Origin of the sequence: Gimesia aquarii, assembly GCF_007748175.1 — a bacterium.
GTDB lineage: Bacteria > Planctomycetota > Planctomycetia > Planctomycetales > Planctomycetaceae > Gimesia > Gimesia aquarii_A.
In genome coordinates, this window is sequence record NZ_CP037422.1 from 4,578,629 (window position 1) to 4,591,131 (window position 12,503).

The following is a 12,503-nucleotide window of genomic DNA, read 5'->3' on the forward strand; positions in this document are numbered from 1 at the left end:
TTCTACTTAAATTTTGTGGTTTTGGCTCCGATTCTAATCTTTGGAGATCAAGGTATCTTGATATGATTGCTGGCCGATTCTAGTACCTAAATGAGACTTAGGATTTAGAGGCTGGGGATTTCTAGATTGGTTTGTTCAAGCCAGTTAGATCCGAACGACATATCCACAATCAGCGGGACATCCAGTCTCATTGCGGATTCCATTTCTTCCCGAACAATCTGGCTCAGCGATTCGATTTCCAATATCGGAGATTCGAAGACTAATTCATCATGAATTTGCATTAGCATTCTTCCTGGATGTTGCTCCTGCTTCAGTCGCTCACTCACGTTGATCATGGCTTGTTTAATCAAGTCGGCAGCCGAACCTTGGATTACTGTATTGATCGCCGTTCGTTCGGGCATGTTCAGTTGTTTTTGTAAACCAGGTCGTACACCTTGTATGGTCCGTTTTCGACCGCAGATCGTTTGCACAAATTGATTTTTTGCGCAATCTTCTAAAATCTGGTCCAGGAATTCCCTGACACCTTGATAGCGCTGAAAATAGTCTTCAATGAATTGAGCTGCTTCAGATTGCGGAATACCAATCGATTCTGACAACCCGAAAGGGCTCTGGCCGTAGATGACACCAAAGTTGACTGCTTTCGCTGTTCGCCGCATTTCGCTATCGACATTCTCAGGTGAAACGCGAAAGGTCTCTGCTGCTACAGCGGTATGAATATCCGCACCTTCACGAAAAGCCTGGCTGAGTGCTGTATCCTGACTAAGATGGGCAAGAACCCGTAGTTCAATTTGAGAATAGTCAGCGCAAAGCAATTTCCAATCTGCGTTCTCCGGGACAAATGCCTTTCGAATTTGCCGCCCCTCTTCAGTTCGGATCGGAATGTTTTGTAGGTTAGGATCACTGGAACTTAATCGGCCTGTAGCGGCGACAACCTGATTAAAACTGGCGTGAATGCGACCTGTTTCAGGGTTCACAAGATCGGGTAAAGCATCCAGATAAGTACTTTTTAACTTGGAAAGATGCCGGTGCTCAGTGATTTTTGCCGGTAACTCATGCAGGGGAGCTAACTTTTCCAGGACACTTTGGTCGGTACTGGGACCGGTTTTCGTTTTTTTTATGACAGGCAGCTTTAACTCCTCAAACAACACCTTCCGCAATTGTAGCGGTGAAGCGATATTAAACTCGTGACCGGCAATTTCATGAATCTCTCGAATTAAATCCGTCAAGCGAAGGTCAAGCTGTTGACTCTGGTGTTTTAATTCCTCTGGATCGACTCTGATTCCATTGAATTCCATTTCTGCGAGAATGGGAATCAAGGGGCGTTCCAAGTCCCAGTATAGATCCCACAAACTATTTTGTTTCAGTTCTTCTTGCAGGATCCGAGATAATTGCCAAGCGATCTCGGCATCCTCGACCGCGTATTCGGCGACTTTCTCAACATCGATTTCAAACATCTTTTTCTGTTGTTTCCCGGATCCAATCAGGTTGGAAATGGGGATCATCGTGTGTTGTAGATATCGTTCAGATAATTTATCCAGACTATGCCCACGCTCACCTGCACTAAGCAAATAACTGGCAACCATGGGGTCGATACTCACTCCCTGCAGATAAACACCGGCCCGCATCAACACTACCATATCGTACTTAATATTCTGATTCGAAATCAGAATTTCGGGGTCTTCCAGGATTGGTTTGAGTTGTTCCAAAACGATTTGCGGGTCAAGAGCTTTTTGACCTGTTGGCCCTTCAACGGGAATATAATAGCCATGATTTTTCTGCCAGCTGATGGCCCAACCTACAATTTCTGCTTCGGCTGGTTTTAAACCGGTTGTTTCCAGGTCAACACAAAATTCGTCTTGTTTCTTCAACAAAGTCACGAATTTTTGAAATGCCTTTAAGTTATCGACGGTCTCCCAAATCCGTTTTGAAGGTCGTGGCTCTTCCTGTTTTGTGAAATCTTCCTTCATTTCTTCGGCAAAACGGCGAAAACCAAAATCGGTGAATAGTTGGCGTAAGCGCTCACGATCCGGGTGAGTTAAACGCGAATCATCCCAGTTCACATTCAGATCGAGATTTTTATTTAAGGTCACCAATTCCCGTGACATACGCGCTTGATCCGCGAATTCTTTAAGATTTTGTTGTAGTTTTGGGCCTTTGGCCTGATCTGCATTCTCAAGAACTCCTTCCAGGGTACCAAATTGCTCGATCAGAGTTTGTGCTTTTTTAGGACCTACCAGGGGAACTCCAGGAATATTATCAACGGCATCGCCTACTAATGATTGAAAATCAATCACTTGCTCTGGACGAACTCCCCAATCCTTAACAACACCTTCTGCATCCATAAACGTATTTTTGCGAATATTATAAAGCTGGACAGACTCATTGATCAGTTGGCGCGCATCTTTATCATTCGTGACGATGACGGTTTGAATCCCTTTTTCCTTGGCTAATTGCGCGATTGTGGCAAAGACGTCATCGGCTTCCCAGCCAGGCGATTCAATGATGGGAACCTGAAACCCTTTGACCACATCCATTATCGAGGAAATTTGTGCCGCCAGATCTTCGGGCATTTCGGAGCGGTTCGCTTTGTATTCCGGGAAGATTTCATTTCTGGTTCCCGGCCCACTCGAATCCATGGCAAAGATTAAATAATCCGGGGAATGAGTTTTAATAATGTTGAGGATATCGCGTGTGATTCCAAAAATGGCATTGGTTGGTTGACCGGCTGGACCAGTCATTGCCGGTACAGCATGAAAAACCTGAAATACCAGAGAAAACGTATCAATGATGTAAAGTGTTTCTTTCATAAAGATTTAGCTTTACCTGTAATTTTGAAAAGAGATTGCCGAAAGTGAAAACATAGAGGACGTTATCATCACAACATTATTTTTTACAGTATTGAAATGTGGAGAGAGAAGCATTCCATTTTTATTATTGGTGAGATGCTATCTATTCGCCATGAACAGGCGAGCCGAACTCCAAACTCAATGAAATCTTTTAACAATATCTTGGCTCATTACTTCTGTGTATGTGTATGTTTGTATGCTTCTTGTGGGGGCAACCTATCCAGCGAAGTTGGAACTAATTGCGAACACAATACATAGAATCAGAAACCTGCTTGACACTGCTTTTACTCCACTTAAAATGTTGTATAGGGCTTGTTCTTTCAGAGTTTTCTGATTCACTTCATCTAGTTTTCCTGATATTTGTGCGGGTCGCTGCACTGATCTATTGTGAGATGGATAGACATCTCAGGCTCATTAACTGCGAAGGTGCTACTTTGCATCTGATAGTCACTTAAAAACTTTAAGGTTCAATCACATGGCCGCCAGTAAACCAACCGCCGTTCACTTTTCGTTGATCTTCTTTGTCATGGCTGCTCTTATTGGTGCAGTGATGGCATACTTAAATCATAAAGATCTAGGCGAGGCAAACGCCAAGCTGGAGCAAGCTCAGAAAGATTCACAGCGAGACGGTGCAGCAGTTCGTAATCTGGATGAAGAGCTCCAGGAATTAAAAAAGCTGATCGGGAATGAGCAGGAAGAGGTAGGGCTTGGCAGCAAGACTCCTAATACTGTGCTTGGTGCCACCGAGCAGGATATCAAAACTCACGCGGGAGTACTGGCAGAGGGGACAATCAAAAACACGTTGATCAAGCTTTCGGGGCAGTTAAATCAGACTAAAAGCCAATTAGCTGAGGAGCAAGCTGCCAAAAACGCACTGGAAGCACAATTCCTGGCATTGAAGGGTGAGTTAGACAAAGTCGTCGATACCCATAAAACCGCTCGAGATAACGCAGAAAAAGATTTGGCAGATAATCAGAAAATCAAAGAAGAAGAAGTCTCTGCCAAGGACCAGCAAATTTCTGCACTGCAAAAGGAGAATGAAGAGATTTTGATCGAATTGGACCAGTTGCGTGAAACAGATGCCAAAAAGATTAAAGATCTCGAAAACAAAAATAATCGGCTAGCCAGCCTGGTTGATACGCTTCGCAGTCGTCTTGATCAAATACAAAAAGTTAGTTTTGAGAAGCCAGATGGTGTGGTCAGAACCGTAGACAACAGTACTGGAGTTGTGTGGATCAATCTGGGACAAGCAGATCGTCTTCCTAAACGAATGACGTTCAGTGTGTACCGAAAATCTCATCAGGGAATTGGCCGAGGTGAAGAAGACATTATTGGAGCCATCGAAGTCACTAAAATCCTGGGACCACATCTTGCTGAAGCACGTATTGTGGGTGATGATATTTTTCAGCCAATCAGTCCCGGCGATCCAATCTATACACCGCTCTGGGGTGTCGGTCGTCCAGAAACATTTGCCATCTCTGGAATCATTGATCTGGATGGTGATGGAAAGTCTGATATGGACCAGCTGCGTCAAATTATCGAAAACGCGAATGCTAAAATCGATAACGAAGTCACCGAAGATGGTGAACGACTCGGAAATGGGTTAACTGTGCACACGAAGTTCCTCGTCATTGGTGAATCCCCCAATTTAGATAATGCGAAAACAGATGAGCAACGCGACAAAATGCAGGAAATTCTTTCTAAGATGAAAGAAATTAGTGACGAAGCGCGTTTGAAAGCAGTTCGTGTGATCGGGATTAACGATTTTTTGAGCTACATTGGCTATAAACCACAACGTCGCCTCTATACGCCCGGTTCTGGAGTTCCCTCTAAAATCAGAGCAGGTGCCAAAAAGACGGGGACCACTGCTGGTTTAGCAAACAAATCATTGACAGGCTCTGGTACTGTTTCAGATGTGTTCAAAGGTAACAAAGGTCGTAAAAAACCAGCAAATCGACCTTATTGAAACTGATAATTAAACAGAAGTATTTATGCTTGACAATAAGAAAACCGTGCTGTGTTCACAGTACGGTTTTCTTATTGCTTATGTCTTTACAGAAAGTGGTAAGAATCAAACCTTCTGTTGTTTATGCTTATGCTTACCTTTGAATCGCTTGCGTTTGACAGGCGAAGATGAATCAAATTGTTCATATCGAGAAATGTTCAACTGCTGACCAGCCACCCAGACACTTTTCAGAGCTCGGAAAATATCGCGAGGCATCCCTTCAGGCAGGTCAACCGTACTGTATTCATCAAAGATGTTGATTCGACCGATATATTTGCTGTCCAGTTCTGCTTCGTTAGCTATTGCACCCACAATGTTGCCCGGTTTCACACCATGGCTATGCCCGACTTGTAGTCGGAATCGTTCCATGCCTTCTTCAGGTGCTTCGTTGGTAACACGTTTTCGAGGGGTGCGCTCTTTTTCTTTTTGAAACGGACGCTCGGTTCGAGGTTGCCTGTTCCCCATTGGCTCGCGTTGTTTTTTAAGTTTCTCTTTACGTGGAGTCTCTTTCAATAATAATGGTCGCTTACCCTGAGCCATGCAAGCTAACGCTGCGGCAATCTGAATCTCGGAATGATTCGATTCCGATTGATATTCCGTCAGCAAGGTCTGATAGAATTCAAAGTCTCGTGAATCCATCGCTTTGGTTACCGATTCTTTGAAACGCTCCTTGCGTCGTTCATTAATCTTATCAATCGGAGGTAACTCCATACGCTCAATTTTGTGTTTGATGGCCCGTTCAATACCTTGGAGCGATCGTGTCTCACGAGGAGAAACAAAGGTAATTGCTTCACCTGTTCGACCCGCACGACCGGTACGACCGATGCGATGCACATAGGATTCGGAATCACCAGGTAGATCGTAATTGATGACGTGGCTGATCCGGTCCACGTCCAATCCTCGCGCGGCGACATCAGTGGCAATCACGATATTAACGTGTCCTGCTTTGAGACGGCCCACCGTGCGTTCGCGTTGTTTCTGGGGAATGTCACCGTTTAGCGGTGCAGCCAGAAAGCCACGGGCTTCCAGTTTTTCGGAGAGTTCGGTGGTAATCGTCTTAGTACGTACAAAGATCAGCACACCATCGATTTCTTCTGCTTCCAGGATGCGTGTGAGTGCATCCAGTTTATGGAGGCCTCTTGCTACCCAATGTCGCTGGCGAATGGTATCAGCCGTCCGAGTCTTTACTTTAACAGTCACTTCTGCCGGTGATTGAAGATAGTTTCCTGCTATGCGTCTGATGGCTGCTGGCATAGTAGCGGAAAACAAGGTCGTTTGATGTTGATCTGGTGTTTGTTCCAGAATCCATTCCACATCGTCGATAAAGCCCATTCGCAACATTTCATCGGCTTCGTCTAGCACCAGACAGCGTAAGGCGTCCAGCTTTAATGTTCCCCGACGCATGTGATCCATGACGCGACCAGGAGTTCCCACAACCACCTGTACTCCACGTTTAAGGGGTTGTAATTGAGTTTTAAAGTCTGCACCCCCATAGATGGGTAAGACTTGCAGGCCTTGTAGTTTGGCACCATATTTTTTAAACGATTCTGCAACCTGAATTGCCAACTCTCTCGTAGGAGCTAAGACCAGGACCTGTGGTGCCTTTAAATTTAAATCGATTTTCGAGAGCAATGGCAGGGCAAACGCAGCTGTTTTTCCCGTTCCTGTTTGCGCCTGTCCTACCAGATCTCGTCCATCCAGTAACATCGGAATCGTTTGTGCCTGGATGGGGGTAGGGGTATCGTATCCAAGATCCTCCAACGAATCTAATACGGGTTGGCAGAGCGCTAAATCTTTGAATTTCGCCTGCAATGAGACTTCTGTCGACATGTGTGTACCTTTTGACGAACCCTCAGCCTGTAGACTAAGCGTAGGCGTCACGTAAAAAGAAAATGGGTTGTGTTATGAAAGAAATAGGTGAGAGTCTGTGGTTCCGGACTCAGGATCCATTTTCAGGCAACGTCCTGAAAACAATTCTCCTCGAAGCTCTGCCTCGTATCACCCCATTGCTACAGTTAAATGCGGGACTCCGGTCAGGGAGTTCAAAAAAGTAGCAAAAACAACACGAAAAGATAGCAAACAGCTAATTCTTTTATCCTAGAGATTAAGGAGATCAATCAAAATTTGATCGAGCATTCTTTCTTGAACTCGACATTTTGACTATTCAACAGGCGGAGATTGTATCACCGGTACGATTTCATTGCACGCCCTGATTCATTAATTCCTGAGATTTTCTGGTTTCCAGGTTGGTTCGCTTGAAAAATATAACATGACCTTTCAACTCACATAAGACTCATCTAAGATTTAGCCTATAATTGCAGCTGTTTACATATTGATTCCATTTATAAAATCATTGGAGATTAATGATGGGTTCTTCTGATATTCCTTCTGACAAAAGCTCAAAACCTGAGAATAACACTGAAGAGTCACTGCTCTGGTTGGAAGAAATCGAAGGGGAGCAGGCACTTTCGTGGGTCAGGCAGCAAAACGCCAGTACCTTGAACGCTCTGACCAGTGATCCCCGGTTTGAACAATATCAGCAAGAAGCCCTGAAAATTCTTACTGCTTCAGATCGAATTACCTATGGAACCTTACGCGGTGATTTCGTTTATAACTTTTGGAGAGATAAGGATCATGTCCGCGGCATCTGGCGTCGCGCCACATTGCAGCACTTCAGAAAGCATCAACCTGAGTGGCAAACACTGCTGGATGTAGACAAACTTGCAAAAAAGGAAGATGAAAACTGGATCTATAAAGGTGTCGATTGTCTGGGCCCCGACTATCAGCGTTGTATTGTCGAACTGGCACCGGGAGGTACTGATTCTGCTGTTTATCGCGAGTATGACATTCAATCCAAAACATTTGTCAAAGATGGTTTTCAAGTACCACTCGCCAAAACAAATCTTTGCTGGGAAAATCAAAACCAGTTGTTAATTGCAACGGATTGGGGCGAGGGCAGTCTGAATACTTCTGGATATGCTCGTATTCTGAAACGTTGGAAACGGGGGACACCACTCACGGCCGCAGAAACGCTTTTAGAAACGGATGTGGAGGAGACCTTCATTTATCCCATCAATGTAGAGCATGACAAAGGTCAAACCTGTTTTGTGTTACGAGGACATGACTTTTATCATTTCAGCTTTTATCTTGTTCCAGAAACAGGCGACTTGAAACAAATCCCGTTGCCTCAGAAGTGCAGCTTGTCCGGTCTGTTTCAGGATCAATTGCTGGTCGAACTGAAACAGGACTGGCAGGGTTTCACGGCAGGATGTTTAATCAGTTTTTCATTGACTGATTTTCAACAAGCCGGAAAACTCAAAGACATTCACCTGGTTTTTGATCCAGGGCAAACAGGTACGATCTCTCAGGTGCGACGTGCTAAAGATGCAGTTTATATCACTGGGATCGAACATGTCTCCAGTCAGATTCACGAGTTGACATTTCAGGATCACAAGTGGAAGCAACGGCTCATTCCTTTTGGGAAAAATGATGTGATTTCAATCAGTTCTTCTGATAGTCACAATAATCATCTGTTGATTTCCCGAGATGGATTCCTTCAACCGAGCAGTCTGTATTACGTGAATTTTCAAGCAGGAACTGAAGAACTCATTCAAGAGACTCCTGCGCGCTTTGATACAAGTGGTTTGAAAGTCGAGAAAAATTTTGCCATTAGTAAAGATGGTACTGATATTCCCTACTTCATTGTTTATCCAGAAGAAATCAAGCTCGATCATTCTACGCCGGTCCTGCAATACGGTTATGGTGGATTTGAAATCTCGATTTTGCCTCATTATAGCGCTTTGATGGGCAAACTCTGGCTGGAAAAAGGAGGCGCATATGTGCTTGCCAATATTCGTGGTGGAGGTGAGTATGGGCCACGTTGGCATGATGCCGCCTTATTAGAAAATCGCCAGCGAGCTTATGACGATTTCTTTGCGGTTGCCGAAGCGGTTCAAAGTCGCGGTTTTAGTTCACCACAACATTATGGGGCGATGGGCCGCAGCAATGGTGGATTGCTAATGGGAGTGGCATTCACACAACGCCCTGAGCTATTCAATGCCATTGTATGTGGAGTTCCCTTACTCGATATGAAACGCTTCAATAAACTGCTTGCCGGAGCGAGTTGGATGGCAGAATACGGTAACCCCGATATCCCTGAGCAATGGGAGTATATTAAACAGTATTCTCCATTACAGAATTTGAAAAAAGAGCAAGCCTATCCCAAAGTCTATTTCTTTACTTCGACTAAGGATGATCGTGTTCATCCAGGACACGCCCGAAAGATGGCCGCCAGAATGGAACAAATGGGACATGATTTTTATTATTATGAAAACATTGAAGGCGGACACAAGGGAACGGCCAACCAGAAGCAGGAAGCAATGCTGAGCGCACTGGAGTATTTGTATTTGATGCAACAACTCTCAAAAAAAATGTCGTGAATGGCATAGTTGCCCATACCATTGATCCCACTGAGTTTTTCTTCTTTGTTTAAAATCTTGAGAGAATCTTCTATGAATCATCGACCAGTTTTATATTTCATTTTAGTATGTTTGCTTTGCCTTAGCTCCATCAGGCAGGCTTCAGCAACCGAGAAGCAAACGCGACAGCGTCCGAACATTTTGCTGATGACGGCAGACAATCTGGGTTACGGTGATCTGGGCTGCTATGGCAATCAGATTATGAAAACTCCTCAACTTGATCGACTAGCCCAACAGGGAGCTCGACTGACCGATTTTTACACTGCGTCCCCGACCTGTACTGTTTCAAGAGCGACACTGTTAACAGGTCGCTATCCACAAAGGATCGGTTTGAATCATCAGTTAAGTAAGGACGAAAATTACGGGGATGGCTTACGGAAAAGTGAGTTACTGATTCCTCAGTATCTTAAACAACAGGGGTATCGCACTGCCTGTTTCGGAAAATGGAATGTGGGATTTTCACCTGGAAGCCGTCCGACAGAACGCGGCTTTGACGAGTTTTTCGGATTTGCAGCAGGAAACATTGACTATTATCATCATTTTTATGCCGGGAGGCACGACTTATGGCGCGGATTGAAAGAAGTGTTTGTTGAAGGCTATTCCACAGACCTGTTTGCCGACGAAGCCTGCAAATTCATAGCCGTGAACAAGCAACAACCGTTTTTTATCTATTTACCATTCAATGCACCTCATTTTCCTGGAAAACGTAATAAACAACCGGGACAACCTAATGAGTGGCAAGCTCCAGCTACTGCTTTTAAAGCCCATGGCTATTCTCCTCAAACCAAAAAACCTCAAGAACGATATCGTGCCGTTGTGACGGCGCTAGACAGTGCCATTGGTCGTGTTTTGCAGCAATTGGAAGAGAGTGGACTCAGTAAGAATACAATTGTCATCTGGTATTCGGATAACGGTGCGTTCATGCTGAAGGAACGAGGATTGGAAGTGGCCAGCAACAAACCGTTGCGCGATGGTGGTGTTACATTATGGGAAGGGGGAATTCGAGTTCCGGCAATAGTACGATATCCCGGACACATCAAAGCAGGAACAGTGAACTCCAGTCAAATCATCAGCCTTGATATTCTTCCAACATTAATTTCATTGGCAGGAGGAAAAGTTCCAGAGGATCGGACACTGGATGGCGAGAACATTCTGCCAGTTCTCGAATCACCGGAATCAGCAGAACCACGAAGGTTCTTTTTTGAATATCGGAACTTTAGCGCGGTCCGAGATGGTAAATATAAACTGCTACGCACGAAGCCTGGCCGGAATTTTATGTTGTTTGATCTGGAACAAGATTTGGGGGAAACAAAAGATCTGTCTGCGAAACACCCGGAGATTGTTGCGAAATTAAAGAGTGCTTATCAAACCTGGAAGAGTGATGTCACATCAAGGTAAGAAGAAACGGATTTCATACCATGTGGAAAAGAGCTATCGATCAAACGATAGGATCATCATTGTTCTCTTCGGAATCGCGTTTTAAAGATTCTTCAAACAGCAATTGCCGATCAGAAAATCCTTCGTCCAAATGATGCCAGTAGGCGATCTCTTCTTCACCATATTTCCAGCAGAGGCTGATTTCTTTACCTTCACGTAAAGCCGGAAAATTGACGACACCCATTCCAGGATCTTCTAACTCTACTCCCAAATCGACGAGTTCGGAAACGTATCCTTTGAGTTGTTCCAAATCATTTTCGATGTCCAATTCAGCCTGGATGAGTTCCTCACTATAGGCTGATTCTTCATCGCGAGCGGAAGCACCCGGTAGCCGCTTGATTTCTGCGATTCGTTCTTGTCTATCATTCAGATTTTGAAAGAGCTCAACGATGTCTTTGACAATCGCTTGCACGAGTGGTAACCGAAGACTGGCCTCTTCTGGTGTGAAAATCAGCTTTCTTTGTGCTTCAGCATTCATGACAAGACCTTTATTTCTTAAAGAAAGCAATCAACCCAAAAGTGTTGTTACTTGCTACTGATAATTACTCTTTGCTAATGATTCGAGCTTTGAAGAATTATAAGAGGATCACCAGATTCGGCAAGTCAACACGATTCAAGACAGTCGCATTTTTGTTTCTCTGTTACTTTTGACGTTTTAATCCCTATTAATATTACTGGTAAATTCGATGAGATGTTTGAGTTTTTTCAATACTTGTCCTTCATCGATCAGTCTTGAGACATTTTGAACAGCGTCATGCAGATTTGAGGTCTTTTCCGCTGCCATTAAGGCAGCTGAGGCATTTGCCACAACCATATCTCGCGCTGGCCCCTGTTCACCATTAAAGATGTCAAGAATCACTTGCGCGCTTTGTTCTGAGGATTCGACAAACAACTGACTTACGTCACATTCTGGTAGTCCAAAATCAGCTGCAGACCATTCATAGGATCGCAAGTCGGAACCAGTTACTTCATGAATCAATGTTTTTCCCCAGAGACTAATCTCATCAAGTTCTCCATTACCACAGACAACCAGTGCATGTTTTCGGCCTAATTTCAGTAATGCTTGAGCAATTTTTTCTGAGGCCTGTACAGAATTTGCACCCAATAATTGATATTCTGCATTTGCTGGATTGGTTAAAGGACCTAGGTAATTAAAGATCGTACGAATTCCCAGTTCACGCCGAACAGGGGCTACGTATTTCATAGCAGAATGTAGAAGTGGTGCAAAACAGAATCCAATCCCAGTCTCTTCCAGGCACTTTCCAATTTCTTCAGGTGTTAAGTCTAAGCGGACCCCTAATGCTTCAAGTACATCTGACGAACCGCTGGAACTGGAAACACTTCGGTTTCCATGTTTTGCGACAGGAATCCCCGCCGCCGCCGCAACCAGTGCAACGGCCGTACTAATATTGAATGTATGAAGCTGGTCTCCGCCAGTTCCACAGGTATCCAGGAGCCCGGAGCAGTGTGTTGGTATTGCAAATGCCCGTTCATGCATGGCTTGTGCTGCACCAACTAATTCTTCCGAAACTTCACCCTTCATGCGGAGCGCAGTCAAAAATGCAGCAATTTGTATTTCACTGCATTCGCCGCGCATAATGGAGGAGACTGCGTCGTAAGTAGCAGATTGTCCTAGGTTTTCTCCCTGAAGTAATTGATTAATCGTATTTTTCAGCGCTGTCGACATATGCTAAATCCAAATACCCAAAAGCGGCAATTCCTGTCTTTGTCTCAAAT

The 12,503-nt window shown here is 44.5% G+C and carries 7 protein-coding genes; 3 read left to right on the top strand and 4 right to left on the bottom strand.

Annotated elements, in window-relative coordinates:
* Positions 1 to 104: 104 nt before the first annotated feature.
* Positions 105 to 2,807 (bottom strand): DNA polymerase I, encoded by a 2,703-nt coding sequence (gene polA, locus V202x_RS17455; RefSeq protein ID WP_145177730.1) that lies wholly within the window; start codon positions 2,805 to 2,807, stop codon positions 105 to 107.
* Positions 2,808 to 3,321: 514 nt separating this feature from the next.
* Between polA and V202x_RS17460 the strand changes: the two genes are divergently transcribed.
* Positions 3,322 to 4,812 carry a hypothetical protein gene (locus tag V202x_RS17460; protein WP_145177731.1) on the top strand — a complete coding sequence of 497 codons (1,491 nt, stop codon included), beginning with the start codon at positions 3,322 to 3,324 and terminating at the stop codon, positions 4,810 to 4,812.
* A gap of 105 nt (positions 4,813 to 4,917) precedes the next feature.
* Here the strand turns inward: V202x_RS17460 and V202x_RS17465 are convergent, their stop codons facing one another.
* Entirely contained in the window at positions 4,918 to 6,681 is a 1,764-nt protein-coding gene (locus V202x_RS17465) for a DEAD/DEAH box helicase (protein ID WP_145177732.1), read from the bottom strand.
* 533 nt (positions 6,682 to 7,214) lie between these two features.
* Here V202x_RS17465 and V202x_RS17470 point away from each other — a divergent pair.
* Complete coding sequence (locus V202x_RS17470) at positions 7,215 to 9,290, top strand: prolyl oligopeptidase family serine peptidase (RefSeq protein ID WP_145177733.1); 2,076 nt, start codon at positions 7,215 to 7,217, stop codon at positions 9,288 to 9,290.
* 72 nt (positions 9,291 to 9,362) lie between these two features.
* A complete protein-coding gene (locus V202x_RS17475) occupies positions 9,363 to 10,727 on the top strand; it encodes a sulfatase-like hydrolase/transferase (protein WP_145177734.1) in 1,365 nt (454 codons plus the stop codon).
* Between the two features lie 40 nt (positions 10,728 to 10,767).
* On the opposite strand, the gene V202x_RS17480 is transcribed toward V202x_RS17475, so the two are convergent.
* Together V202x_RS17480 and trpD are read right to left on the bottom strand one after the other, a co-directional pair.
* Positions 10,768 to 11,244, bottom strand: coding sequence for a DUF2203 domain-containing protein (locus V202x_RS17480; protein ID WP_145177735.1), 477 nt, complete (start codon positions 11,242 to 11,244; stop codon positions 10,768 to 10,770).
* A 177-nt stretch (positions 11,245 to 11,421) separates the two neighbouring features.
* Positions 11,422 to 12,453 carry an anthranilate phosphoribosyltransferase gene (gene trpD, locus V202x_RS17485; protein WP_145177736.1) on the bottom strand — a complete coding sequence of 344 codons (1,032 nt, stop codon included), beginning with the start codon at positions 12,451 to 12,453 and terminating at the stop codon, positions 11,422 to 11,424.
* Positions 12,454 to 12,503 lie beyond the last annotated feature (50 nt).

Excerpts from the sequence above, each read along its gene's own strand:
- polA (WP_145177730.1), bottom strand. The coding sequence starts at position 2,807 with ATGAAAGAAACACTTTACATCATTGATACGTTTTCTCTGGTATTTCAG.
- V202x_RS17460 (WP_145177731.1), top strand. The coding sequence starts at position 3,322 with ATGGCCGCCAGTAAACCAACCGCCGTTCACTTTTCGTTGATCTTCTTT.
- V202x_RS17465 (WP_145177732.1), bottom strand. The coding sequence starts at position 6,681 with ATGTCGACAGAAGTCTCATTGCAGGCGAAATTCAAAGATTTAGCGCTC.
- V202x_RS17470 (WP_145177733.1), top strand. The coding sequence starts at position 7,215 with ATGATGGGTTCTTCTGATATTCCTTCTGACAAAAGCTCAAAACCTGAG.
- V202x_RS17475 (WP_145177734.1), top strand. The coding sequence starts at position 9,363 with ATGAATCATCGACCAGTTTTATATTTCATTTTAGTATGTTTGCTTTGC.
- V202x_RS17480 (WP_145177735.1), bottom strand. The coding sequence starts at position 11,244 with ATGAATGCTGAAGCACAAAGAAAGCTGATTTTCACACCAGAAGAGGCC.
- trpD (WP_145177736.1), bottom strand. The coding sequence starts at position 12,453 with ATGTCGACAGCGCTGAAAAATACGATTAATCAATTACTTCAGGGAGAA.